This is a genomic window from Burkholderia sp. AU16482 (genome assembly GCF_002223285.1).
In the GTDB taxonomy this organism is placed as follows: Bacteria; Pseudomonadota; Gammaproteobacteria; order Burkholderiales; family Burkholderiaceae; genus Burkholderia; species Burkholderia semiarida.
In genome coordinates, this window is the sequence record NZ_NKEY01000004.1 from 931707 (window position 1) to 955536 (window position 23830).

Below are 23830 nucleotides of genomic sequence, written 5' to 3' on the forward strand. Positions count from 1 at the left end.
CACGGGCTTCACACGCGCTTCACGCGGCCGGCCCGCGCGGCGGCGGGCCATGCGTCACACCCGCGACACCATGTCGCCCACGCGCTGCGCGAGCGCGAGCGACGCGGTCAGCCCCGGCGACTCGATGCCGAACAGGTTCACGAGCCCGCGCACGCCGTGCTGCGCGGCGCCCTGCACGATGAAGTCGGCCGGCGACTCGCCGGGCCCCGCGAGCTTCGGCCGGATGCCCGCGTACGCGGGCTGCAGCGCATCGTCGGGCAGGCCCGGCCAGAATGCGCGGATCGACGCATAGAATGCCCCCGCGCGCGCCGGATCGACTTCGTAGCGCAGCGAATCGCACCACTCGACGTCCGGGCCGAAGCGCGCCTGCCCGCCGAGATCGAACGTCAGGTGCACGCCGAGCCCCGCGCGCTCGGGCATCGGGTAGATCAGGTGCGAGAACGGCGCACGGCCCGACAGGCTGAAATAATTGCCGCGCGCGAGATAGAGCGGCGGCACCCAGCGCGGATCGAGGCCGCGCGTACGGCGCGCGAGCGCCTGCGCGCCGAGCCCCGCGCTGTTGATCACGCACGCGGCGTCGATCTCGGCCGGCGCGGCGCCGCCGGTGCGCACGACGAAGCGCCCGCCGCGCAGCACGTCGATCGATTCGACCGGCGCGTGCAGCGCGCATACGGCGCCGTCGCGTTCCGCGTCGCCCAGCAGCGCGAGCATCAGTTGATGGCTGTCGACGATGCCGGTCGACGGCGAGAACAGCGCCTCCACGCATTCGAGCGCGGGCTCGAGCGTCTGCGCCTCGGCGCGCGTGAGCGGCAACAGGTCGAGCACGCCGTTTTCGGCCGCGCGCGCGGCGATCGCCTTCAACTGCTTCACCTGCGCGGCGCTCGTCGCGACGAGCAGCTTGCCGGTGCGCCGGTGCGGCACGTGATGCGTGTCGCAGAACTCGTACAGCAGGTCGCGCCCATGCACGCACGACGTCGCCTTCAGCGACCCGCGCGGATAGTAGAGCCCCGCGTGAATCACCTCGCTGTTGCGCGAACTCGTGCCCGTGCCGATCGCGTCGGCCGCCTCGAGCACGATCGTTTCACGCCCGCGCGCGGCCAGTTCGCGTGCAATCGCCAGACCGACGACACCCGCGCCGATCACGACACAATCCGTCTGCTCCATGGCTTTTCGCGCTGCTCGCGCGTCGAAGGGAGAGAGGACGATTGTACGTCCCGGTTCGCCCGCTTGCCGAACGCCCGCGCATCGCGACGAGGCCGACGATGCGGGCGCGCGCGCCACGAACGCCACGCGCGCACGCCGCGGCCGTGCGCGCGCGGCCGCGTCAGAAGCCGATCGGCCGGCGCTTCGCCGCGCCTTCGTCGGCGCGGATGTCGGCCGGCCCGATCGCATCGCGGCCGTCGAGCCGCGCGGCGCCGAACGCGTGCAGCAGCGCGCGGCGCATCGTGCGCGGCGGCGTCGCGGCCAGCACGTCGAGCGCATCGTCGCCGAGCGTCTCGGGGAAGCGCCGCCCCCACGCATGCGACGTGCGGATCTCGTCGTAGATCGTCTGCGCGATCCGGCGCGCGCCGGCCGCATCGGGCGGCGCGATCTCGTACACGTTCATCCGGTTGAGCAGCGGCTCCGGAATCGCCTGCGCGTCGTTCGCGGTCGCGATCCAGATCACGTTGCCCGCGTTGATCGGCACTTCCGCGAATTCGTCGACGAACGCGCGCGCGGTGTCGTGCTCGAGCAACGCGTACAGCGCGCCGAGCGGATCGTATTGCGCATCGCTGCCGGCCTTGTCGATCTCGTCGACGGCGATCACCGGGTTCGCGTAGCTGCCGTTCACGAGCGCATCGAACACCTTGCCGGGCTTCGCGTTCTTCCATTGCGACGACGCGCCCGACAGGATCCAGCCGGCCGTCAGCGAACTCATCGGCACGTAGTGATACGCGGTGCCGAGCAGTTGCGCGAGCGCCTTCGCGAAATGCGTCTTGCCGATCCCGGGCGGCCCGAGCAGCAGGATCGGCATCAGTTCGAGCCGGTCGTCCGTTTCGAGGCACAGCGCGATCTGCTTGCGCACGTCGTCGAGCGGCTCGCCGAAATTCGGCAACGCCTCGCCGAGCGCGTCGAACGACGGCATCCGGTTCGGCTTCACGCAGAAACGCAGATTCCCCGTCTTGAGCATCTTCTCGTAGGTCGAGCGCAGTGCGTCGCTCGCGCTCTCGTTCAGGTCGCCCAGCGCCGTCTCGACCTGCTCGAGGTCGTACACCGTGCTGAAGGACGCCACCGCCAGTTCATGTTTCACCATCGCCGTCGTCATACTCACCTCGCTGCACTTGCCGTCATACATGCATCAGACCCTTACGATTTCAGTGTAGCGATCCCGCATCGCCGCGCAAGCAAGCAGCCGGGCGCGTCTGCTGCTAACAGCGCGCGCACGCTGCACGGCCGCGCGCCGCGGCGTATCATCGAAGATTCACGACGCTCGCGCGGGGCTCGCCGATGGCGGCCGCGCGCATGCCGCTCCGCACCTCGCCTGACACCTCGCCCGAAGGGTTGCCGATGTCCGTCCCCGCTTCCCCGCGCGTCGACGCCGACGCGCTCCGTTGCGTCGATGCGGTCGATGCCGTCGACGCCGCGCTCAAGTCGCGCCGCGCGGTCCGCGCGTTCCTGCCGACGCCCGTGCCGCGCGACACGATCGAGGCGATCCTCGAAGCCGCGAGCCGCGCGCCGTCGGGCACCAACATCCAGCCATGGCGCGTGTACGTCGCCACGGGCGCGACGCGCGACGCGCTCGCGGCCGCGCTCACCGCGGCCTACGACGATCCCGCGCGCGACGAGAAATACGTCGCCGAATACGACTACTATCCGCGCGAATGGGTGTCGCCGTATCTCGACCGGCGCCGCAAGGTCGGCTGGGACCTGTACGGGCTGTTGAACATCCGCCGCGACGAGAAGGCGCGCATGCACGCGCAGCACGCGCGCAATTTCCGTTTCTTCGATGCGCCGGTCGCGCTGTTCTTCACGCTCGAGCGCATCATGGCGCAGGGCGCGTGGCTCGACTGCGGGATGTTCCTGCAGGGCGTGATGACGGCGGCGCGCGCCCGCGGCCTCGACACCTGCCCGCAGGCCGCGTTCGTGCCGTTTCACCGGATCGTCGCCGAACACCTCGGCATTCCCGCCAACGAGCAGTTCGTCTGCGGCATGGCGCTCGGCCATGCGGACCCCGACGCGATCGAGAACCGCCTCGTCACCGAGCGCGCGAGCGTCGCCGAGTTCACGCGCTTTTTCGCTTGAAAACGCATGACGCGGCCTCACTTGTCGGGCAGGACCGCATCGTGCTGCGAACCTGCCGCGGCACGTCCTGTCACATCACGGCCGAAATCGATCGGGCGTAAGATGTGCGTCCGTTCCCTGCTATCGCGCGTTTCCGGAGACGTTTCATGCTGAAACACGGCCTGGCCGTCCTGCTTGCGAGCATCGTGCTCGCCGCCCATGCGCAGAGCCCCGCGCCGGCCGTCGTCGCATGGGAAATCCAGGTGGTGCGCGACGGTCAGACGATCGACACGTTCCAGCAAAACACCACCGTGGGTCAGTCCCGCACCGATACCCATCGCTATCCGTCCTCCGTGCCGGTGGGCTGCGGCAATGCCGCGCGCGTCGTGCCGACCGAGCGCTCGCGCTCGGTGACGGTCGCCCCGCTCGCCGTCGACGCCAACGCGCACACCGTGTCGCTCGGGCTCGACGTGCAGGAAACGCTCGACGACGACAATGCGACGCATGGCGATGCGTGCGTGCCCGCGGCGCCGCGGCAGATCGTCGCGAGCCACCCCGGCCTGGCGGTCGGGGGCGATGCATGGACCGACTGGACGCTCGTCGAGCAGCATCCGCATCTCGTGTACCGCGTGCGTGCGCACGTCGCGAAGGATTGAGCGTCATGTCCGCCGACGCCCTGTCCCTGCCGTTCGCCGAGCCGCACGCCACGCCCGATGAAATCACCGCCGTGAGCTGGAACTTGCACAAGGGCCGCTCGCCGCTCGGCTTCACCGCGTGGAACGCGATGCGCGACTGGATGCAGTCGATGCATGCCGACGTGTATTTCCTGCAGGAAGCGATGGCGCGCCGCATGCCGCGCCCGATGCTCGCACCGGGCTTCGGCTCGCCGATGGACGACGCGGTCGACGACGTGTGGCATTGCCAGGCCACCGAGATCGCGCAGGCGCTCGACTGGCAGATCGCGCTCGGGCCGAACGTGTTCAAGCCGTCGTGGCGGCACGGCAACGCGATCCTGTCGCCGCATCCGCTCGACCTCGGCGGCCGCTGGGACATCTCCGCGCACCGCTTCGAGCGGCGCGGGCTGCTGGTCGCGCGCGCGACGCTCGCGGGCGCGCGCCCGGTCACGCTGCTGTGCGCGCACCTCGCGCTCACGCGCGCCGCGCGGCTGCGCCAGATGCACTGGATCGCGCACTGGATCGTGCGCAACGCGGGCGACGGCCCGTTGATGCTCGCCGGCGACTTCAACGACTGGCGCAACGACTCGGTCGCGCTGTTCGGCGAGATCGGGCTGTCCGAGGTCGCGACGCTGCTCGGTGAATCGGGCCGCACGTTCCCCGCGTTCTCGCCGGCGCTCGCGCTCGACAAGATGTTCGTGCGCGGCCTGACGCCGCTCGAATGGCGCGCGCCGTCCGGCGAAGCCGCCTGGCTGTCGGACCACCTGCCGTACATCGCGCGGCTGCGCCTCGATCCGCAGTAACGCGCCGGCGGCCGCGCGCTCCCGTCAAGGCGCCGCCCGAACGTGTCGGCCTCGGCGCGAAACGCATGGTCGAGCGCGGCCGATCGACGAAAGCCCGTTGAAAGGATGCGTTGCGCCAAATCCGCGCGGCCGCGCGGGTCAAGCCCGCATCTGCCCCAAGCAGGGTAAAATAACGAGTTCCTCAAACGTCTGTCATCGAGAAGGCGCGTGTCCGACGCGCCGGCCGGCCGGTCCGCGATCGGGCCGACGCACTCGGTTTTTTTGCCCGTTTTTGGGCCCGTTACACGCGTCCGCTACGCGCGTCCGTTTTCAAAGCCATGAGCAAATACGACACCGCCACCGTCCAATCCGTCCATCACTGGACCGACACGCTTTTCAGCTTCACCTGCACCCGCGAGCCGAGCCTGCGCTTCAACAACGGCGAATTCACGATGGTCGGCCTCGAAGTCGACGGCAAGCCGCTCGCGCGCGCCTACTCGATCGTCAGCCCGAACTACGAAGAGCATCTCGAATTCTTCAGCATCAAGGTGCAGAACGGCCCGCTGACGTCGCGCCTGCAGCACCTGAAGGTGGGCGACACGGTGCTGATCGGCAAGAAGCCGACGGGCACGCTGGTCGCCGACAACCTGCTGCCGGGCAAGACGCTGTGGATGCTGTCGACGGGCACGGGCCTCGCGCCGTTCATGTCGATCATCCGGGATCCGGACATCTACGACCGCTTCGACAAGGTGATCCTGACCCACACGTGCCGCCTGAAGGGCGAGCTCGCGTACATGGACTACATCAAGCACGACCTGCCGGGCCACGAGTACCTGGGCGACATCATCAAGGAAAAGCTCGTCTACTACCCGACGGTCACGCGCGAAGCGTTCGACAACGAAGGCCGGATCACCGACCTCATCGCGACGGGCAAGCTGTTCACGGATCTCGGCGTGCCCGCGTTCTCGCCGGAAAACGACCGCGTGATGCTGTGCGGCAGCACCGCGATGCTGAAGGACACGACCGAGCTGCTGAAGCAGGCCGGCCTCGTCGAAGGCAAGAACAGCGCGCCGGGCCACTACGTGATCGAGCGCGCGTTCGTGGATTGACCGATCCCTCAGGGCCGTTCCCGCCAATAACGGGAACAGGCCCTCATTGCGCGTCATCAAGAACCGGAGCAAAAGCTCCGGTTTTTTTTCGTCCCCACTTGGCGAATTCGTAACAAACTGGGACCATTCCATCTCAAATAGTTACATTTGGATACGTCATCGCCCGGTGGTCGGATGTCAGTGTTTTTCCTACAACACCTTCATTCCGATTATTCACATTTACCCTTAAATGTCCGCCCGACATGACGTTTTCAGTAGTTTTGAGATATTATTCGGCGCGCGTGGTTGCCGTTCGGAAGAGCATGGAAGGGTCGGATGCATGTGTTACAAGATGTAACTTTTGTTACCTCGGCATGGAGCGATTCTCTGGCGGCGACCGTCATCGAAACGGCAGCCAGCGCACGCAGCCAGCCGGTGTCTGAACCGCTTTCTGAGAGCAGGAGAGTCATGGATACGTCGCTTAACGCGCCCTCGGGCGCCCACGCCCCGTTCCCGTCACGGCAGCGCATGCCTGGCTGCGCTGCTACTCCGCCCATGGCCGACGCCGCGTCGAAACGCGACGCGTCCGCCGCACGGATCGCCGCCCTTTCCGCCGAGCTTCTGGCCGCCGACGAAGCGGCCCGCCGCCATCTGGCCGGCGAGCTGCACGACGGGCTCGGCGCCGAACTGACCGCCGCCCGCTTCGCACTCGCAAACGTTCAAACGTGGCTGCCGGCCGACGCGCCGGAAGGCTGCCTGCGCGCGCTGGCGCTGGCGCAGCAGGCGCTCGATGCCGCGACCGACGCGAATCGCCGGCTCATCGACGAACGCGATACGCCGGCGCTGGACGCAGGCGTGGTCGGCGCGCTGTCGTCGTGGATCGACACCCATGCGGCGCGCACGGGCCTGCGCACGAGCTTCGTGTGCGCGGCCGACGCGCGCCTGACGCAGATCGCCGGCGCCGGTGCGCTCGCGGTGTTCCGCGTCGCGCAGGAAGCGCTGTCGAACGTCGCGAAGCACGCCCGCGCGACGTCGGTCGACGTCCGGATCGTCACCGACGGCACCCATCTGTCGCTGAGTGTCACCGACGATGGGACCGGTTTCGCCCGGCGCCGCCGCAACGGCTACGGCCTCGCCGGCATGCGCGCGCGCTGCGAGGCGTTCGGCGGCAGCTTCGAGACGGTCACGCCGGCAACCGGCCGCGGCACGCGCGTCATCGCGCGCTTCGCGTGGAATTCGCTGCTCGCGGTGCCCGTCGCGGCACGTCGCACGTCGCTTTCGTGAGGCCGCGATGAGCCTGAACATCCTGCTCGTGGACGATCACGCGATTGTCCGGCAAGGGATCCGCCAGTTGCTGATCGATCGCGGCGTCGCGCGCGACGTGACCGAGGCCGAGAACGGCGGCGATGCGATGGCCGCCGTCGACAAGCAGGAATTCGACGTGATCCTGCTCGACATCTCGCTGCCCGACACGAACGGCATCGAGCTGCTCAAGCGCCTGAAGCGCAAGCTGTCGCGCACGCCGGTGCTGATGTTCTCGATGTACCGCGAGGACCAGTACGCGGTGCGCGCGCTGAAGGCAGGCGCGTCCGGCTACCTGTCGAAGACGGTGAACGCCGCGCAGATGATCGGCGCGATCCAGCAGGTCGCGGCCGGCCGCAAGTACGTGAGCCCCGCGATGGCCGAGGCGCTCGCCGAATACGTGTCGTTCGAGAACGAGCCGCTGCCGCACGAGAAGCTGTCCGACCGCGAATACCAGACGCTCTGCATGCTCGCGTCGGGCAAGCGGCTCACCGATATCGCGAACACGCTGTCGCTGTCGGTGAAGACGGTGAGCGTGTACCGGTCGCGGCTGCTCGAGAAGATGCGGCTGTCGAACAACGCGGAACTCACGTTCTACGTGATGAGCAACCAGCTCGTCGACATGGCGCCCACGGCCGGCGCCTGATCCCCCGGCCAGTTCGAATTCGTCCGATCCGGCGGCGCGGTGCATGCCGCGCCGCGCCCAGGCGCGCCCGTTGCGCACGCAGGCGCTTGTTTTCTCGGCCGATTCCGCGGCGCGCCGCTGCACCGCAGCAGGGCTTGCACGCCAAATCGGCTAAAATTACGGGTTTTCACTCAATCGGCGCGCCGTGCCCGCGCGTGCCGGCGATTCCTCCGCAATGTCTCTCTTCCGCAAGAAAAACGTCGATCGCATGATCGCCGGCGCGCAAGCCGCCGGGCTCAAGAAAGCGCTCGGCGCGATCGACCTCACCTTCCTCGGCATCGGCGCGATCATCGGCACCGGCATCTTCGTGCTGACGGGCACCGGCGCCGTCCAGGCCGGCCCCGCGCTGATGCTGTCGTTCGTGATCGCCGCGATCGCGTGCGGCCTCGCCGCACTGTCGTACGCGGAGTTCGCGTCGACGATCCCCGTCGCCGGCTCGATCTACACGTATTCGTACGCGACGCTCGGCGAGCTGGTGGCGTGGATCATCGGCTGGGACCTGATGCTCGAGTACGGCCTCGCGTCGTCGGCCGTGTCGGTCGGCTGGTCGGGCTATCTGCAGTCGCTGCTGCAGGGCTTCGGGCTCACGCTGCCGGCCGTGCTGACGGCCGCGCCGGGCGCGGTGCCGGGCGTCACCACGTGGTTCAACCTGCCCGCGTTCCTCGTGATGATCGTGATCACGACGCTGTTGTCGATCGGCATCCGCGAATCGACCCGCATCAACAACATCATGGTGTTCATCAAGGTGTCGGTCGTGCTGCTCGTGATCGCGGTCGGCCTGTTCCACGTAACGCCCGCGAACTGGCAGCCGTTCATGCCGCACGGCTGGAACGGCGTGTTCGGCGCGGCGGCCGTGATGTTCTTCGCGTTCATCGGCTTCGACGCGGTGTCGTCGGCGGCCGAGGAAGTGAAGAACCCGAAGCGCGACCTGCCGATCGGCATCATCGCGTCGCTCGCGGTGTGCGCGGTGCTGTACGTGACGGTCGCCGCGGTCGCGACCGGCATCGTGCCGTCGGCCGAGTACGCGAACATCTCGCACCCGATCTCGTATGCGCTGCAGGTCGCCGGCGAGAAGTGGGTCGCGGGTTTCATCGATCTCGGCGCGGTGCTCGGCATGCTGACCGTGATCCTCGTGATGAGCTACGGCCAGACGCGCGTGATCTTCGCGATGTCGCGCGACGGGCTGCTGCCGGCCACGCTGTCGCGCGTGCATCCGCGCTTTGCGACGCCGTTCCTGACCACCTGGCTGGTCGGCCTGTTCTTCGGGCTGATCGCCGCGCTCGTGCCGCTCAACGTGCTCGCCGAGCTGATCAACATCGGCACGCTCGCGGCGTTCTCGATGGTGTCGATCGCCGTGCTCGTGCTGCGCCGCACGCACCCCGAGCTGCCGCGCGCGTTCCGCTGCCCGGGCGTGCCCGTGGTGCCGATCCTCGCGGTCGCGTCGTGCCTGTTCCTGATGCTGAATCTGCAGGCCGTCACGTGGGCCGCGTTCGCCATCTGGCTCGTGATCGGCCTCGTGATCTACTTCCTGTACTCGCGGCACCACTCGAAGCTCGCGCACGGCCACCCCGACGCGCACTGAGCGCCGTCATGGCGCGATGACGCCTCCCGCGCGGGGCCGCTGCCGGCCCCGCACGCCCCCTTCTCTCCCGCCCCCTCGGCGCCCGCGCGATCACTGTCCGATCGTCGCGAAATCTTGCCCGATCCTCCGGATTTGCCCGCGCGAGCCGCGCGCCGCCTGCACGCGCGCGCCGGGCGGTTCATAATCCCGCCATCGAACGACGGCGCCGCGCGGCGGGCCGTCCGGCAACAGGAAAAACGATGGAAAGCGTCGATCTCGATGTACTGAAATCCAGCGCGCGCTGGCTCGAAGAAGGGCGGCGCGTGCTGCTCGTGACAGTCGTGAAAACGTGGGGCTCGTCGCCGCGCCCCGAAGGCGCGATGCTCGCGGTGCGCGAGGACGGCCTCGTGGTCGGCTCCGTGTCCGGCGGATGCATCGAGGACGACCTGATCGCCCGCGTGCATGCGAGCGGCATCGCGGCCGATGCGCGCCCGGAAGCGCTCAAGTACGGCGTGACCGCCGAGGAAGCGCACCGCTTCGGGCTGCCGTGCGGCGGCACGATCCAGCTGGTGCTCGAACCGCTCACGCGCGACAGCGGGATCGCCGCGCTGTGCGCGCAGGTCGAGGCCGGCCACCTCGTCACGCGCACGATGACGCTCGCGACCGGCCGCGCGTCGCTGTCGCCCGCGCAGGCGACCGACGGGCTCGCGTTCGACGGCGAACGGCTCGTGACGATCCACGGGCCGCGCTACCGGATGCTCGTGATCGGCGCCGGCCAGTTGTCACGCTATCTGTGCCAGATCGCGGTCGGGCTCGACTACCAGGTGACGGTGTGCGATCCGCGCGACGAATACACGGATGCGTGGGACGTGCCGGGCACGCGCGTCGTGCACTCGATGCCCGACGACACGGTGCTCGACATGAAGCTCGATGCGCGTTCGGCCGTGATCGCGCTCACGCACGACCCGAAGCTCGACGATCTCGCACTGATGGAGGCGCTGAAGACGCCCGCGTTCTACGTGGGCGCGCTCGGCTCGCGGCGCAACAACGCGGCGCGGCGCGAGCGGCTGCGCGAATTCGACCTGAGCGAAGCGGAACTGGCCCGGCTGCATGGGCCGGCCGGCATCTACATCGGCAGCCGGACGCCGCCGGAAATCGCGATCTCGATCCTGGCCGAGATCACCGCCGCGAAGAACAACGTGTCGCTGCCGACGATCCTGCAGGTCGAAGGCGCGAAGGCCGCGCGCGAAATCGCGGCGAACGGCGGCGCGGCCTGCGGCCTCTGACCCGCGGCGGCGGGCGGCCGTGCTCGCGCCGGGCGCCGGCGCAGGCCGGCGCCACCGCCGATCAGGTGAGGCCGGCAGCCAGCGCGGCGGCAACCGAACCGACCACCAGCACGACGCCGACCGTGCGGCGCTTGTTCAGCTCGGTCCACAGCAGCACGCCCGTCAGCGACAGCAGGATCAACGAACCTGCGATCGTATCCATCAGCAGCACCCAGCCGAGGTTCATCCCGACGCCGCGATGCAGGTTGTTCAGCGTCGTCAGGAACGTGTTGCCCGTGCGTTTCACCGACACGTAGCCGTTGCCGACCCAGTACTCGGCCTGCAGGTTCTGGTGCGGCCCGAACACGCCGAATTGCCAGTGCTCGGGCTGCATCACGCGCTTGTCGCCCCACGCGACGGCCTGCGCCGGCTCCTTGCGCATGCGGCCGGGCTTGCCGTCGAAATGCAGCTCCTGCTGCAGCCACTTCGTCATCGCGGCGGGCGTCTTCGGCACCGGATCCGGCAGCGCGATCTGCATCTCCTCGACCTGCGGCTCGCCGGTCGGAATCTTCAGCGGCGGCGCGCGGTGATTCAGCACCACGCCGGTCACCCCGAACAGCAGCCCGAGCACCGCGCCCCACAGCCCGACCCAGCCGTGCACCTTGCGCAGCCACTTGATGAAGGTCGCGCGGCGCGAGCGCTGGCGGCGCGCGGCCAGTTCGTCGTCGCTCAGCGGGCGGCCCGCCGGGTGCAGCATGGTGACGCCGGCGCGCGGCATGCCCGTCTTCGGCGGGTCGATCGTTTCGGGCGCGTTCACGCGAAAGGTTCCATTCGTTCAAAACAACGGGCGGCGCGCAGGAAGTGCGCACCGCCCGGGCAGCATGAAAATGAGAATGGATATCATTACATAAATCAAAAGCCGGCTCAATCCGTGCGCGTGCGGAACGGCGGGTTCCCTGCGCGCCGGAACGCGAAAGAAAGGTGTCCGTTGCAGCACGAAGCCAATCGATCGGCGCACGATGCCGGCGGAATGATCCCGCCGACCACGAGCCGCATGTCGCAAGAAGCCGCGCGACGGCAGGCCGTTCAGCGCAACGGCGGCAGCGGGAAGCGCGGCGCGGCCGCGTCCGGCGCGGGCTCGGTGCGATCGAGCGCGTACAGCCATGCGAGCAGATCGGCGACCGCCTGATAGAGCTGCGGCGGGATCCGGTCGTCGAGATCGACCTGCATCAGCAGCGACACCATCTCCGGTGCCGTATGCACGTACAGCCCCGCGTCGTGTGCGCGCGCGACGATCATCTCGGCGAGCACGCCGTAGCCCTTCGCGACCACCCGAGGCGCCGCGTCGCCGCCCTTCGGGTCGTAGACGAGCGCGGCCGCGCGCTTGCGGGACGTCATGCTCATCACAGCGCCTCGTCGTCGTCGCCCGGCACCCGCACGTCGGCCGCGCCGCGCGCGTACGCGGCGGCGGCGGCCTGGGCGGCAAAGAGGTCGAAGCCGTCCGGCCCGTCGTCGACCGCGCGAATCGACAGCCCGCCCACCTTGAGCCCCGAACCCTCGAGCCGCTGCCGCAGCGCGGCTTCGTTGCGCGTGAGGCGGTCGGCGCCCGTCTGGTTCGCGCGTAGCCGCGCGACGAGCTGTGCGCCGTTCAGCACCAGCTCGGCGTCCACCGTGCCGAGCGAGGGCAGCGTCAGCGTCAGGCGCGTGCGCCACGCGATGCCGTCGCCCGTGTCGTCGTCACCGCCGCCGCGCGGTGCACGGTGGCCCGGCTCGTCGGGTTCGATCGTCCAGTCGAGCCGCGCGCCGGGCCACGCCTCGCCGGTCCAGCGAAACTGGTCGGTCGCGAGCGCATCGAGCTGCTGCCGAACGAGCGGCACGGCGGCCGGGTGCACGGGCGCGAGCGGTTGCGCCTGCGGGTCGGACGATGCGGCGGCCAGCCCGGCACGCGCGGGCGTCCAGTGGGTATCGGCGTGCGCGGCCAGCGGATCGGCGGCGTCGGGCGGCGACGGTGCGCCCGGCCGGGCGGCCGCCGGCGCGGCCTGGGCGGGGTCGCGTGCAGGCGCGCCGCCCTGGGCCGGCGGTTGCGCGGTGGCCCGCGCGGCGGCGGGCAGCGGCGGGCGCGGTGCGAGCAATTCGTCGAGCACGTCGGTCGGCTCGCGCGGGACGGCTTCCGGGTCGGCCGGCACGGGCGCGAGCGCGGTCGCGAGGCGCGCCTGCGGCTCGCGCATCAGTGCCGCGAGCGGCCGCTGGCCGGCCAGCCATTGCGCGAGATGGGATTCGTAGAAGAGGCCGCTTTCGCTCACGGCCTGCGCCAACGCCGCCCGCAACGCAGCGACCGGCGGCGGCGCGGCCGCATCGCGCGCCGCTGCCGTGGACGACGCTTCAGCGGAAGCCGGCGTGGAAGACGCAGCGGGACCGGACGCAGCCGGCGCGCGCGCCGGCACGGGCGTCTCGGTGAGCAGCACGGTGGGATCGGCGAGCAGCGGCAGCCGGCCGACGATCGCCGGCGTCGCGTCGCCGCCCGAGCGCGAGATCGCGTCGAGCACGCGCCCGACGTCGGACAGCGCGGTCTGCGTGGAAGCGGGCGGCGCGGCGCTCGGGCTGCCGGCCGGCGGCGAGGACGACGCGCCGGCGCCGGGCGTGCCGACCTGCGAGGCCGCGCCGCCGCCCGCCGGCGCCGATACGGTGCCGGTCAGCAGGCTGTCGAGGCGGCTCGCCAGCAGCGCGGCCGCAACGGAGTCGATACCGGTCATGATCGAAGCCTGCCTATATCAGCCACATCGTTGCGAATCGGGGCGCGGCACGCCGGTGCCGCCCGCGGGACCGGCACGCGCCGCGTGCGGCGCCGGGCCCGGGCGCCCCGCACCCGCCTCCGGACCACGGCCCTACCCGCGCGCGCGGTACAGATCGGTCAATACCTGGGTCGAGCGCCGCGCCTCGAACAGCGCGGACAGCCGCGCGACGTCGGGACTCGCGAGATCGCGGATCGCGGCGTCGTCGGCCAGGATGCGACGGATCAGGTCGAGCTTGCGGCCGAGATCCGACTCGTCGAGCGCGACGCCCGGATCGGCCTCCTTCAACCCGTCGACGAGTTGCATGAATTCGGCCTGCAACTCCGGCAACGCGCTCCAGTCGGCGTCGCGCGCGGCGCACAGCATCCGGCCCGACACGGCGGCGAGCGCCTCGTAACGCGCGAAGTATTCGGCCTTGTGATTCATCGTGATGCTTCCGCTACCTGTTGCGCGGCCATCCGCGCGACTTCCGGGGCGATGCCCGTCCATGCTTCCTCGAGCGTCGCGAGCAGGCGGTCGACCTCGACCAGCATCGCGTCGCTCGCCTGCGTGTTCGCTTCGAGCAGGCGCCGGCCGATATACGCATACAGCGCATCGAGCCGGTCGGCGATCTGGCCGCCCGCGTCGCGGTTCAGCGACGCCTGCAGGCCGCTCTCGACGATCCGGATCGCCTTGCCGATCGCCTCGCCGCGCCCGGACACGTTGTCCTGCTGCAAATGCATGCGCGCCAGTGCGATCGCCTGCCGTGCGCCCTGGTACAGCATCGCGATCAGCCGGTGCGGGGAGGCGCCCATCACCCCCGTCTCGACGCCGACACGCGCGTACGCATTGGCTCCAGCGTGTCCTGGGGAAAACATGCGCTTCTCCTTGTTATTTGCGTTGGCTAGTCAGGAGCCGCGGCCGTGCGTTGCACGGGACGGCCTTCACCGGAGTTATCGGAAGGGATTTGAAAAGCTTTAGGTGCGCGGAGGCTGCCGTCGGGCAAGCGATGCCGGCCGCCCGCCTCACCCGGCAAGCCCCGAGCCGTCGCCGGACGGCCGTCCCCGGATGGCCGTCACACCGCCATCTGCATGATGTCGTTGTAAGCGCTCACCAACTTGTTGCGGACCTGGAGCCCGAACTGGAAGCCGATATTGGCTTTCTGCATGTCGACCATCACGTCGTTCAGCGAGATGTTCGGCGCGCCGACCTCGAACGCCTTCGCCTCGCCGAGCGCGTGCTGCTGGTCGCCGCTGATCTTGTCGAGCGATGCCTTCATCGCGCTCGCGAACGTGCCGGCCGTCGCCGCGCCCGCGCCGGCCAGCGCCGCCGTCGGGCTCGCGACGCCGCCGGACGCCTGCGCGGCCATCGACTGCATCTGTTGCAACACCGAACCGATTCCGCTGACGTTCGCAGTCATGCTGTCCCCAGACATAGAGAAGAGACCCGGACACACCGGGCGACCCGCCGGCGCCGCACCACGCGCACCATGCCGGATCGCGACAAAGGATAGCAGCGCGGTGCGCGTCAAAGCCGCGAAAGTACGGGGGAAACCCCGCTCTTTTCGGTCGATCGGAGTGCGCCGCGGGTCCCGATAATCGCATCGTGTCATTGTCCGCCCGCTCGTCCGAGCGAGCTCAGTCGTCCCGCTCCGGAGAAACTCGACGCATGGATTCGCAGGCCAACTCGCTGATCAACCCAGACGCCCGCGCGGGCCTCAGCCCGGTGCCCGGCGCCGCCGCGGCCGCCGCGTTGCCGGGCGCGGGCGGCGCAGGCGCAGGCGCGGACTTCGGGCTTGGCGGCTTCGCGGAACGCATTCCCGGCATCTCGCGGATGAAGGGCAACCCGAAGCTGCCGTTCGTGATCGCCGTCGCGTTCGCCATCGCCGCGATCACCGCGCTCGTGCTGTGGAGCCGGGCGCCCGACTACCGCGTGCTGTACAGCAACCTGTCGGACCGCGACGGCGGCGCGATCATCGCCGCGCTCCAGCAGGCAAACGTTCCCTACAAGTTCGCCGATGCCGGCGGCGCGATCCTCGTGCCGTCGAGCCAGGTGCACGAGACGCGCCTGAAACTCGCCGCGATGGGGCTGCCCAAGGGCGGCTCGGTCGGCTTCGAGCTGATGGACAACCAGAAATTCGGCATCAGCCAGTTCGCCGAGCAGATCAACTACCAGCGCGCGCTCGAAGGCGAGCTGCAGCGCACCATCGAATCGATCAATGCCGTGCGCGGCGCGCGCGTGCATCTCGCGATTCCGAAGCCGTCGGTGTTCGTGCGCGACAAGGAAGCGCCGAGCGCGTCGGTGTTCGTCGACCTCTACCCGGGCCGCGTGCTCGACGAGGGCCAGGTCCAGGCGATCACGCGGATGGTGTCGTCCGGCGTGCCGGACATGCCGGCCAAGAACGTGACGATCGTCGACCAGGACGGCAACCTGCTGACCCAGACCGCATCCGCTTCCGGCCTCGACGCGAGCCAGCTCAAGTACGTGCAGCAGGTCGAGCACAACACGCAGAAGCGCATCGACGCGATCCTCGCGCCGATCTTCGGCGCCGGCAACGCGCGCTCGCAGGTCAGCGCGGATCTCGATTTCTCGAAGATCGAGCAGACCTCGGAAAGCTACGGCCCGAACGGCACGCCGCAGCAGGCCGCGATCCGCAGCCAGCAGACCAGCAGCGCGACCGAACTCGCGCAGGGCGGCGCGTCCGGCGTGCCGGGCGCGCTGTCGAACACGCCGCCGCAGCCGGCCTCCGCGCCGATCGTCGCCGGCAACGGCCAGAACGCGCCGCAGACCACGCCGGTCAGCGACCGCAAGGACCAGACGACCAACTACGAGCTCGACAAGACGATCCGCCATACCGAACAGCCGATGGGCAGCGTGAAGCGGCTGTCGGTGGCGGTCGTCGTCAACTACCAGCCGGTGGCCGACGCGAAGGGCCACGTGACGATGCAGCCGCTGCCGCCCGCGAAGCTCGCGCAGGTCGAACAACTCGTGAAGGACGCGATGGGTTACGACGCGAAGCGCGGCGACTCGGTGAACGTCGTGAACAGCGCGTTCTCGACCGTGAGCGACCCGTACGCCGACCTGCCGTGGTGGCGCCAGCCCGACGTGATCGCGATGGCGAAGGAAGCCGCGAAGTGGCTCGGCATCGCGGCGGCCGCGGCGGCGCTCTACTTCATGTTCGTGCGCCCGGCGATGCGCCGCGCGTTCCCGCCGCCCGAGCCGGCCGCGCCGGCGCTCGCGGCGCCGGAGGACACGGTCGCGCTCGACGGCCTGCCCGCGCCAGAGAAGGCGGCGGAGGAAGCCGATCCGCTGCTGCTCGGCTTCGAAAACGAGAAGAACCGCTACGAACGCAACCTCGACTACGCGCGCACGATCGCCCGCCAGGATCCGAAGATCGTCGCCACCGTCGTGAAGAACTGGGTGTCCGATGAACGCTGAAGGCTTGACCAAGAGCGCGCTGCTGCTGATGTCGATCGGCGAGGAAGAGGCCGCGCAGGTATTCAAGTTCCTCGCGCCGCGCGAGGTTCAGAAGATCGGCGTGGCGATGGCCGCGCTGAAGAACGTCACGCGCGAGCAGGTCGAGGACGTGCTGCAGGAGTTCGTGAAGGAAGCCGAGCAGCACACCGCGCTGTCGCTCGATTCGAACGAGTACATCCGCTCGGTGCTGACGAAGGCGCTCGGCGAGGACAAGGCCGGCGTGCTGATCGACCGCATCCTGCAGGGTAGCGACACGAGCGGCATCGAGGGCCTCAAATGGATGGATTCGGCCGCGGTGGCCGAACTGATCAAGAACGAGCATCCGCAGATCATCGCGACGATCCTCGTGCACCTCGACCGCGACCAGGCGTCGGAAATCGCGTCGTGCTTCACCGAACGGCTGCGTAACGACGTGCTGCTGCGGATCGCGACGCTCGACGGCATCCAGCCGGCCGCGCTGCGCGAGCTCGACGACGTGCTCACCGGCCTGCTGTCCGGCAGCGACAACCTGAAGCGCAGCCCGATGGGCGGCATCCGCACCGCGGCCGAGATCCTGAACTTCATGACGAGCGTGCACGAGGAAGGCGTGCTCGAAAGCGTGCGCCAGTACGACGCCGATCTCGCGCAGAAGATCATCGACCAGATGTTCGTGTTCGAGAACCTGCTCGACCTCGAGGATCGCGCAATCCAGATGATCCTCAAGGAAGTCGAGTCCGAAACGCTGATCATCGCGCTCAAGGGCGCGCCGCCCGCGCTGCGCCAGAAGTTCCTCGCGAACATGTCGCAGCGCGCGGCCGAACTGCTCGCCGAGGATCTCGACGCGCGCGGCCCGGTACGCGTGTCCGACGTCGAGACGCAGCAGCGCCGCATCCTGCAGATCGTGCGCAACCTCGCCGAGAGCGGCGCGATCGCGATCGGCGGCAAGGCGGAAGACGCCTATGTCTGATTCGGCGAGCGATCGCGTGGGCACCCTCACCGCGTACCAGCGGTGGGAGATGGCGTCGTTCGACCCGCCGCCGCCCCCGCCGCCGCCCGACGACGCGGCGGCCGCTGCGGCCGCGCTCGCCGAGGAGTTGCAGCGCGTGCGCGACGCCGCGCACGCCGAAGGCCATGCGGCCGGCCACGTCGAAGGCCAGGCGCGCGGCTACCAGGCCGGTTTCGAACAGGGCCGCGAACAGGGTTTCGAGGCCGGCCAGGCCGAAGCGCGCGAACAGGCCGCGCAACTGGCGGCGCTCGCCGCGTCGTTTCGCGAAGCCGTCTCGGCCGTCGAACACGATCTCGCGTCCGACCTCGCGCAGCTCGCCCTCGACATCGCGCAGCAGGTCGTGCGCCAGCACGTGAAGCACGACCCGGCCGCGCTGGTCGCCGCCGTGCGCGACGTGCTCGCGGCCGAACCGGCGCTCGCCGGCGCGCCGCATCTCGCGGTGAATCCGGCCGACCTGCCCGTCGTCGAGGCGTATCTGCAGGACGACCTCGACACGCTCGGCTGGAACGTGCGCACCGACGCGTCGATCGAGCGCGGCGGCTGCCGCGCGCACGCCGCGACCGGCGAGGTCGACGCGACGCTGCCCACGCGCTGGCAGCGCGTCGCCGCCGCGATCGGCAAGGTGAGCACGTGGTGACGCGCTCGCCCGACGCGCTCGCGCACGACGGCATGACGCCGCTCGAACGCGAGCTCGCGCTTGCGTCGTTCGGGCCGGCTGCCCCGCACGATCCCGCATTCGACGCCTCGCCGCACGCGGCATCCGAGGCCGCCGGCGCCGCCCCGCGCGCGCCGCACAATCCGCACCTCGCGCACTGGCGCACGCACCTGAACGGGCTCGCCGCACGCAGCCACCGCGCGCTGCCGCTGCGGCCGTGCGGCCGCCTCACGCGCGCGGCCGGCCTCGTGCTCGAGGCGATCGGGCTGCGCCTGTCGGTCGGCGCCGAATGCACGATCGAACTGCCGCCCGGCAGCACGCTGCCGCACGCGCAAGCCGAAGTCGTCGGCTTCGCCGGCGACCGCCTGTTCCTGATGCCGACCACCGACGTCGCCGGCGTGCTGCCCGGCGCACGCGTGTGGCCGCTCGAGGCCGCGCCCGTCGCCGATCCGCTCGCGGGCGCGAAGCGGCTGCCGGTCGGCTGGGAAATGCTCGGGCGCGTCGTCGACGCATCGGGCCGCCCGCTCGACGGCCTCGGCCCGCTCGCGTCGAAAGTCGACGCGCCGCTGTCGGCGCCGTCGATCAACCCGCTCGATCGCGAGCCGATCCACCATGTGCTCGACGTCGGCGTGCGCGCGATCAACGCGCTGCTCACCGTCGGCCGCGGCCAGCGGATGGGCCTGTTCGCCGGCTCCGGCGTCGGCAAGTCGGTGCTGCTCGGCACGATGGCGCGCTACACGAGCGCGGAAGTGATCGTGATCGGGCTGATCGGCGAACGCGGCCGCGAAGTGAAGGAATTCATCGAGCAGATCCTCGGCGAGGACGGGCTCGCGCGCTCGGTCGTCGTCGCCGCGCCGGCCGACGTGTCGCCGCTGCTGCGGATGCAGGGCGCCGCGTACGCGACGTCGCTCGCCGAGTACTTCCGCGACCAGGGCAAGCACGTGCTGCTGCTGATGGATTCGCTGACGCGCTATGCGATGGCGCAGCGCGAGATCGCGCTGGCGATCGGCGAGCCGCCCGCGACGAAGGGCTATCCGCCGTCGGTGTTCGCGAAACTGCCCGCGCTCGTCGAGCGCACCGGCAACGGGCCCGAAGGCGGCGGCTCGATCACCGCGTTCTACACGGTGCTGACCGAAGGCGACGACCAGCAGGACCCGATCGCCGATTCGGCGCGCGCGATCCTCGACGGCCACATCGTGCTGTCGCGCGCGCTCGCCGAGGCCGGCCACTATCCCGCGATCGACATCGAGGCGTCGATCAGCCGCGCGATGACCGCGCTGATCGACGAAACGCATCTCGACCACGTGCGGCAGTTCAAGCAGATGCTGTCGCGCTACCAGCGCAATCGCGACCTGATCGCGGTCGGCGCCTACGCACCCGGCCGCGACGCGCAGCTCGACCGCGCGATCGCGCTTTACCCGCGCATCGAGGCCTTCCTGCAGCAGGGCTTTCGCGAATGCGCGCCGTTCGCATCGAGCCTCACCGCGCTCGATGCGCTGTTCGACGCTTACGGAGGCTGATCCCGATGGCCCACGGCTTTCCCCTTCAGTTGCTGCTCGACCGTGCGCAGGAAGACCTCGACTCGGCCGCGAAGCAGCTCGGCACCGCGCAGCGCGACCGCACCGCGGCGGCCGAACAGCTCGACGCGCTGCTGCGCTACCGCGACGAATATCACGCGCGCTTCGCGCAATCCGCGCAGAGCGGGATGCCGGCCGGCAACTGGCGCAATTTCCAGGCGTTCATCGACACGCTCGATGCGGCGATCGCACAGCAGCGCACCGTGCTCGCCGCGGCCGACGTCCGCATCGACGAGGCGCGCCCGAACTGGCAGCAGAAGAAACGGACCGTCGGCTCGTATGAAATCCTGCAGGCGCGCGGCGTCGCGCAGGAGGCGAAGCGCGACGCCCGGCGCGAACAGCGCGACGCCGACGAACATGCCGCGAAGATCCTGCGCATGCGGGCCGACGCGGCCCGCTCGTCGTAACCGACCACCGCCTTCGAACGAGAGAACCGTCATGCCTCCCCTGCCCCTGCTCGGCGCGCTGCTCGACACCGCCGGCGCCGCACTCAAGGCCACCCGCGGCCCGGGCGCGTCCGCCACTGCCAACGATGCGCCGGCTGCCGCGAGCGCCGTGCCGTTCGCGCAGACGCTGAAGCAAAGCGTCACCACGCGCGGCGACACGGCCAGCACCGGTGCGCCGGACGTGCCGGCCAAACAGGCTGCGTCGAAGCCGGCCGCCGGTGCGAAGCCGTCCGGCACGGACGACGACGACGCAACCGACGCCACGGCCGCGAACGCCACCGCCACCGCCAACCCCGATGCCGCCGCGCTCGCGGCTGCCGCGGCCGTGCAGGCGCAACTGCAGGCGCGCCCGGACACCGCGACGCCGGCCGACGCGACGACCACGGCCGCGGCGGCTGGCGCTGCCGCCGCGCAAAAGACGGCCGTGCCGGGCCAGCCGGACGCCGCGGCCACGCTCGCCGACCATGCAACCCAGGACGCAGCCGCCCTGCCAACCGACCCGGCATCGAGCCGCGACGCGCTGCAAGCGGCGCTCGCCAAGCTGACGGGTGGTGCGAACGCGATTGCGATGCCTGCGACCGGCACGAGCGCCACCGCCACGCCGACGGCGCCGGCCGCGACCACGTCGAACGCCGCCGCGCCGCTCACGCCGAAAGTCCCGACCTTCGACCGTACGCTCGCCGACGCGAAAGGCGCGCTCGCCACCCAGCAGACGCCGGCCCAGGTCACGCCGCAGACGCTGCAGGCCGACGCGAACGCGCAATCCGGCGCACAGCACGCGCTCGCGGCAGCCGGCAACGCAACCGACCCGGCCGCCAGCGCGACGCTCGCGGCAGGCGCGGCGGCCACGGCCGCCGCGCAGGCGAACCTGCAACTGTCGCCGGCTGCCGGTGCGATCGCCGCCGCCAACGCGCACGCGCTCGCGCCGCACGTCGGCACGGCCGACTGGACGGATGCGCTGAGCCAGAAGGTCGTGTTCCTGTCGAATGCGCACCAGCAGAGCGCCGAGCTGACGCTCAACCCGCCCGATCTCGGGCCGCTGCAGGTCGTGCTGCGCGTCGCGGACAATCACGCGCACGCGCTGTTCGTGTCGCAGCACGCGCAGGTGCGCGACGCGGTCGAAGCCGCGCTGCCGAAGCTGCGCGAGGCGATGGAAGCGGGCGGGCTCGGGCTCGGCAGCGCGACCGTCAGCGACGGCGGCCTCGCGTCGCAGCAACAGCAGCAAAACCCGCAGCAGACTTTCGCCGGCGGCCAGCCGTCGCGACGCGGGAACGGCGGACCGTCAGCCGTCGATGCACCCGTCGACGCCGCGCGATCCGCACCGGTCGCCGCACCCGTGAGCCGCGCCGGCCTCGTCGATACGTTTGCCTGAGCATGGTCGCTGCCGTGCGCGCGCCGCGTCTAGCGACCGTGCACCGCCGCGGCCGCCTCGCCGCGCGGCACGCCGCCCTTGCGCGCCGCGGCGATGAAGTCCGCCGCGCGTTCGCCGATCATCACCGACGGCGCATTCGTGTTCCCGCCGACCAGCGTCGGCATCACCGACGCATCCACCACGCGCAATCCGTCGACGCCGCGCACGCGCAGTTGCGGATCGACGACCGCGCGCGCATCCGAGCCCATCCGGCAGGTGCCGACCGGGTGATAGATCGTGTCCGCATGCGCGACGATCGTCGCGCGCAGCTCCGCTTCGCTCTGGTCCGGCCGCGTGTACAGCTCGCGCCCGCCCTGCGACGCCAGCGGCGCCTGCGACAGGATGCGGCGCATCGCCTGCGTGCCGCGCACCAGCAGGTCGAGGTCGCGTGAATCGCTGAAGAAGCGCGGATCGATCAGCGGCGCATCGCGCGCATCGCCGCTCGCGAGCGCGACCGTGCCGCGGCTGAACGGCCGCAGTGCGCACACGTGCAGCGAATAGCCGAAGCCCCAGTGCATCTTGCGGTTGTGATCGTCGACGAGCGCCGTGCAGAAATGCAGTTGCAGGTCGGGACGCTCGAGCGACGGGTCGCTCTTGATGAAGCCGCCGGCCTCCGCGACGTTGCTCGTCATCATCCCCGTGCGGCGCGAGAAATAGCGCACGAGCGCCGGCGTCATCTTCGCGATGCCGCGCAGGCACACGCCGACCAGCTCCGACGAATTCACGCGCGTGTTGATGATGAAGTCGATGTGGTCGATCAGGTTCGCGCCGACGTCCGGCGCATCGTGCACGACCGCGATCCCGTGCCGGCGCAACTGCTCGGCCGGGCCGATCCCCGAACACATCAGCAGTTGCGGCGAATTGAACGCGCCGGCCGACAGGATCACTTCCGCACGCGCGCCGAGCGTCTCGAGCCGCCCGTCGCGCGACACGACGACGCCGACCGCGCGCTTGCCGTCGAAGCCGACGCGCAGCACCGTCGCATCGGTGATCACGTGCAGGTTCGGCCGGTTGCGGCCGTAGATATACGCGCGCGCCACGCTGCAGCGCGAGCCGTCGCGATGCGTGACCTGATAGAAGCCGACGCCTTCCTGCGTCGCGCCGTTGAAGTCGTCGTTCAGCGGATAGCCGGCCGCATGCGCGGCCTGGATGAATCGTTCGGAGAACGGATTGCGAAAGCGCAGATCGGACACCGTGAGCGGGCCGTCCGCGCCGTGCCATGCATCCGCGCCGCGCTCGTTGCCTTCCGCGCGGCGGAAATACGGCAGCACGTCCTGCCAGCCCCAGCCCGTCGCGCCCAGTTGCGCCCACTCGTCGTAGTCGCCCGGGTGGCCGCGCGTATAGATCATCGCGTTGATCGCGCTCGAGCCGCCCATCCCGCGCCCGCGCGGCTGGTAACCGCGCCGCCCGCCGAGGCCCGGCTGCGGCACCGTCTCGTAGCCGTAGTTCGTGCCGAGCTTGAACGGCACCAGCGCCGCGATGCCGACCGGCATGTTGACGAGCAGATTGCGCTCCGTATGCGAGCCGGCCTCGATCAGCGCGATCGTCGCATCGGGGCAGGCATCGGCGAGACGGCCGGCAAGGCTCGCTCCGCCCGAACCTCCGCCCACGATGATGTAGTCGTATTGCATGTCACGTCTCCGTCGTGTCATGGAGGTCGCCCGGCACTGCCGCGCGACCGTGTCTCCTCTTTGGAGGGTCTGTTTGCAGATGGAACACGCATGCGAATGCCCGAAATCGCTCGTAGGGCAAGGAGCGACGAGCGACGCCGCCATACGCCCCGAAGGAAGTCCCCTTGGCGGACGGGCGATTTCGGGCATTCCCGTGACATGATCTTTTCAATTTGGGGTTGCCACGAGAACGGCCGCTCGCCGCGTTGTGCTCCTTGGC

At 70.1% G+C, this 23830-nt stretch carries 23 protein-coding genes; 14 read left to right on the forward strand and 9 right to left on the reverse strand.

The features are described from left to right. Nucleotides 1-54: 54 nt before the first annotated feature. Together CFB35_RS16045 and CFB35_RS16050 are read right to left on the reverse strand one after the other, a co-directional pair. A complete protein-coding gene (locus CFB35_RS16045) occupies nucleotides 55-1164 on the reverse strand; it encodes an NAD(P)/FAD-dependent oxidoreductase (protein ID WP_059583939.1) in 1110 nt (369 codons plus the stop codon). Nucleotides 1165-1324: 160 nt separating this feature from the next. Beyond that, nucleotides 1325-2305 (reverse strand): AAA family ATPase, encoded by a 981-nt coding sequence (locus tag CFB35_RS16050; protein WP_059584034.1) that lies wholly within the window; start codon nucleotides 2303-2305, stop codon nucleotides 1325-1327. A 242-nt stretch (nucleotides 2306-2547) separates the two neighbouring features. Between CFB35_RS16050 and CFB35_RS16055 the strand changes: the two genes are divergently transcribed. The 8 genes from CFB35_RS16055 to CFB35_RS16090 all read left to right on the forward strand — a co-directional run bounded on the left by CFB35_RS16055 (nucleotide 2548) and on the right by CFB35_RS16090 (nucleotide 10639). Continuing rightward, entirely contained in the window at nucleotides 2548-3282 is a 735-nt protein-coding gene (locus tag CFB35_RS16055) for a nitroreductase (RefSeq protein WP_059584035.1), read from the forward strand. Nucleotides 3283-3428: 146 nt separating this feature from the next. After that, nucleotides 3429-3917 carry a hypothetical protein gene (locus tag CFB35_RS16060; RefSeq protein WP_059583941.1) on the forward strand — a complete coding sequence of 163 codons (489 nt, stop codon included), beginning with the start codon at nucleotides 3429-3431 and terminating at the stop codon, nucleotides 3915-3917. Nucleotides 3918-3922: 5 nt separating this feature from the next. Continuing rightward, nucleotides 3923-4738: an endonuclease/exonuclease/phosphatase family protein gene (locus CFB35_RS16065; RefSeq protein ID WP_059583943.1), complete on the forward strand. Its 816-nt coding sequence runs from the start codon at nucleotides 3923-3925 to the stop codon at nucleotides 4736-4738. A gap of 317 nt (nucleotides 4739-5055) precedes the next feature. Continuing rightward, nucleotides 5056-5826, forward strand: a complete 771-nt coding sequence (locus CFB35_RS16070) for a ferredoxin--NADP reductase (protein WP_059583944.1) — start codon at nucleotides 5056-5058, stop codon at nucleotides 5824-5826. A gap of 447 nt (nucleotides 5827-6273) precedes the next feature. Beyond that, the gene (gene rqpS / locus CFB35_RS16075; protein WP_059583946.1) at nucleotides 6274-7089 is read left to right on the forward strand and encodes a quorum system sensor histidine kinase RqpS; all 816 of its coding nucleotides are present in this window, start codon (nucleotides 6274-6276) and stop codon (nucleotides 7087-7089) included. Nucleotides 7090-7096: 7 nt separating this feature from the next. After that, nucleotides 7097-7753, forward strand: a complete 657-nt coding sequence (gene rqpR, locus CFB35_RS16080; RefSeq protein WP_059583947.1) for a response regulator transcription factor RqpR — start codon at nucleotides 7097-7099, stop codon at nucleotides 7751-7753. Nucleotides 7754-7967: 214 nt separating this feature from the next. Continuing rightward, the gene (locus CFB35_RS16085; RefSeq protein WP_059583949.1) at nucleotides 7968-9374 is read left to right on the forward strand and encodes an amino acid permease; all 1407 of its coding nucleotides are present in this window, start codon (nucleotides 7968-7970) and stop codon (nucleotides 9372-9374) included. Between the two features lie 239 nt (nucleotides 9375-9613). Next, a complete protein-coding gene (locus CFB35_RS16090) occupies nucleotides 9614-10639 on the forward strand; it encodes an XdhC family protein (protein ID WP_059583951.1) in 1026 nt (341 codons plus the stop codon). 61 nt (nucleotides 10640-10700) lie between these two features. Here the strand turns inward: CFB35_RS16090 and CFB35_RS16095 are convergent, their stop codons facing one another. The 6 genes from CFB35_RS16095 to fliE all read right to left on the reverse strand — a co-directional run bounded on the left by CFB35_RS16095 (nucleotide 10701) and on the right by fliE (nucleotide 14809). After that, the gene (locus CFB35_RS16095) at nucleotides 10701-11435 is read right to left on the reverse strand and encodes a PepSY-associated TM helix domain-containing protein (protein ID WP_059583953.1); all 735 of its coding nucleotides are present in this window, start codon (nucleotides 11433-11435) and stop codon (nucleotides 10701-10703) included. A 269-nt stretch (nucleotides 11436-11704) separates the two neighbouring features. Further along, entirely contained in the window at nucleotides 11705-12022 is a 318-nt protein-coding gene (locus CFB35_RS16100) for an EscU/YscU/HrcU family type III secretion system export apparatus switch protein (protein ID WP_059583955.1), read from the reverse strand. Next, nucleotides 12022-13371 (reverse strand): flagellar hook-length control protein FliK, encoded by a 1350-nt coding sequence (locus CFB35_RS16105; RefSeq protein ID WP_059583958.1) that lies wholly within the window; start codon nucleotides 13369-13371, stop codon nucleotides 12022-12024. The genes CFB35_RS16100 and CFB35_RS16105 overlap by 1 nt, the downstream gene beginning before the upstream one ends. A gap of 132 nt (nucleotides 13372-13503) precedes the next feature. Continuing rightward, nucleotides 13504-13836 carry a flagellar protein FliT gene (locus tag CFB35_RS16110; RefSeq protein ID WP_059583960.1) on the reverse strand — a complete coding sequence of 111 codons (333 nt, stop codon included), beginning with the start codon at nucleotides 13834-13836 and terminating at the stop codon, nucleotides 13504-13506. Next, a complete protein-coding gene (fliS, locus tag CFB35_RS16115; protein WP_059583963.1) occupies nucleotides 13833-14267 on the reverse strand; it encodes a flagellar export chaperone FliS in 435 nt (144 codons plus the stop codon). The genes CFB35_RS16110 and fliS overlap by 4 nt, the downstream gene beginning before the upstream one ends. A 197-nt stretch (nucleotides 14268-14464) precedes the next feature. Beyond that, entirely contained in the window at nucleotides 14465-14809 is a 345-nt protein-coding gene (gene fliE / locus CFB35_RS16120) for a flagellar hook-basal body complex protein FliE (protein WP_059583964.1), read from the reverse strand. 248 nt (nucleotides 14810-15057) lie between these two features. On the opposite strand from fliE, the gene fliF reads away from it, so the two are divergent. From fliF to CFB35_RS16155, 6 genes are read left to right on the forward strand one after another with little or no spacing between them, the layout of a single operon-like run. Continuing rightward, nucleotides 15058-16827: a flagellar basal-body MS-ring/collar protein FliF gene (gene fliF / locus CFB35_RS16130; protein ID WP_059583966.1), complete on the forward strand. Its 1770-nt coding sequence runs from the start codon at nucleotides 15058-15060 to the stop codon at nucleotides 16825-16827. Beyond that, complete coding sequence (gene fliG / locus CFB35_RS16135; protein ID WP_050014223.1) at nucleotides 16817-17812, forward strand: flagellar motor switch protein FliG; 996 nt, start codon at nucleotides 16817-16819, stop codon at nucleotides 17810-17812. Before fliF ends, fliG begins: the two co-directional genes overlap by 11 nt. After that, complete coding sequence (gene fliH, locus CFB35_RS16140) at nucleotides 17805-18488, forward strand: flagellar assembly protein FliH (RefSeq protein WP_059583968.1); 684 nt, start codon at nucleotides 17805-17807, stop codon at nucleotides 18486-18488. The genes fliG and fliH overlap by 8 nt, the downstream gene beginning before the upstream one ends. Nucleotides 18489-18520: 32 nt before the next feature. Then, nucleotides 18521-20026: a flagellar protein export ATPase FliI gene (fliI, locus tag CFB35_RS16145; protein WP_264160265.1), complete on the forward strand. Its 1506-nt coding sequence runs from the start codon at nucleotides 18521-18523 to the stop codon at nucleotides 20024-20026. Between the two features lie 5 nt (nucleotides 20027-20031). Next, complete coding sequence (gene fliJ / locus CFB35_RS16150; RefSeq protein WP_059583972.1) at nucleotides 20032-20490, forward strand: flagellar export protein FliJ; 459 nt, start codon at nucleotides 20032-20034, stop codon at nucleotides 20488-20490. Between the two features lie 31 nt (nucleotides 20491-20521). Further along, nucleotides 20522-21901, forward strand: a complete 1380-nt coding sequence (locus CFB35_RS16155) for a flagellar hook-length control protein FliK (protein ID WP_059583973.1) — start codon at nucleotides 20522-20524, stop codon at nucleotides 21899-21901. Nucleotides 21902-21930: 29 nt separating this feature from the next. On the opposite strand, the gene CFB35_RS16160 is transcribed toward CFB35_RS16155, so the two are convergent. After that, nucleotides 21931-23571, reverse strand: coding sequence for a GMC family oxidoreductase (locus CFB35_RS16160; protein ID WP_059583975.1), 1641 nt, complete (start codon nucleotides 23569-23571; stop codon nucleotides 21931-21933). Nucleotides 23572-23830: the final 259 nt, after the last annotated feature.

Coding starts and splice junctions, on each gene's coding strand:
- CFB35_RS16105 (WP_059583958.1), bottom strand. CDS start 13,371: ATGACCGGTATCGACTCCGTTGCGGCCGCGCTGCTGGCGAGCCGCCTC.
- rqpR (WP_059583947.1), top strand. CDS start 7,097: ATGAGCCTGAACATCCTGCTCGTGGACGATCACGCGATTGTCCGGCAA.
- fliE (WP_059583964.1), bottom strand. CDS start 14,809: ATGACTGCGAACGTCAGCGGAATCGGTTCGGTGTTGCAACAGATGCAG.
- CFB35_RS16055 (WP_059584035.1), top strand. CDS start 2,548: ATGTCCGTCCCCGCTTCCCCGCGCGTCGACGCCGACGCGCTCCGTTGC.
- CFB35_RS16110 (WP_059583960.1), bottom strand. CDS start 13,836: ATGAATCACAAGGCCGAATACTTCGCGCGTTACGAGGCGCTCGCCGCC.
- CFB35_RS16060 (WP_059583941.1), top strand. CDS start 3,429: ATGCTGAAACACGGCCTGGCCGTCCTGCTTGCGAGCATCGTGCTCGCC.
- CFB35_RS16155 (WP_059583973.1), top strand. CDS start 20,522: ATGCCTCCCCTGCCCCTGCTCGGCGCGCTGCTCGACACCGCCGGCGCC.
- CFB35_RS16050 (WP_059584034.1), bottom strand. CDS start 2,305: ATGACGACGGCGATGGTGAAACATGAACTGGCGGTGGCGTCCTTCAGC.
- rqpS (WP_059583946.1), top strand. CDS start 6,274: ATGGATACGTCGCTTAACGCGCCCTCGGGCGCCCACGCCCCGTTCCCG.
- fliG (WP_050014223.1), top strand. CDS start 16,817: ATGAACGCTGAAGGCTTGACCAAGAGCGCGCTGCTGCTGATGTCGATC.
- CFB35_RS16100 (WP_059583955.1), bottom strand. CDS start 12,022: ATGAGCATGACGTCCCGCAAGCGCGCGGCCGCGCTCGTCTACGACCCG.
- fliH (WP_059583968.1), top strand. CDS start 17,805: ATGTCTGATTCGGCGAGCGATCGCGTGGGCACCCTCACCGCGTACCAG.
- fliJ (WP_059583972.1), top strand. CDS start 20,032: ATGGCCCACGGCTTTCCCCTTCAGTTGCTGCTCGACCGTGCGCAGGAA.
- CFB35_RS16160 (WP_059583975.1), bottom strand. CDS start 23,571: ATGCAATACGACTACATCATCGTGGGCGGAGGTTCGGGCGGAGCGAGC.
- CFB35_RS16085 (WP_059583949.1), top strand. CDS start 7,968: ATGTCTCTCTTCCGCAAGAAAAACGTCGATCGCATGATCGCCGGCGCG.
- CFB35_RS16090 (WP_059583951.1), top strand. CDS start 9,614: ATGGAAAGCGTCGATCTCGATGTACTGAAATCCAGCGCGCGCTGGCTC.
- CFB35_RS16045 (WP_059583939.1), bottom strand. CDS start 1,164: ATGGAGCAGACGGATTGTGTCGTGATCGGCGCGGGTGTCGTCGGTCTG.
- CFB35_RS16070 (WP_059583944.1), top strand. CDS start 5,056: ATGAGCAAATACGACACCGCCACCGTCCAATCCGTCCATCACTGGACC.
- CFB35_RS16065 (WP_059583943.1), top strand. CDS start 3,923: ATGTCCGCCGACGCCCTGTCCCTGCCGTTCGCCGAGCCGCACGCCACG.
- fliF (WP_059583966.1), top strand. CDS start 15,058: ATGGATTCGCAGGCCAACTCGCTGATCAACCCAGACGCCCGCGCGGGC.
- fliI (WP_264160265.1), top strand. CDS start 18,521: ATGACGCCGCTCGAACGCGAGCTCGCGCTTGCGTCGTTCGGGCCGGCT.
- fliS (WP_059583963.1), bottom strand. CDS start 14,267: ATGTTTTCCCCAGGACACGCTGGAGCCAATGCGTACGCGCGTGTCGGC.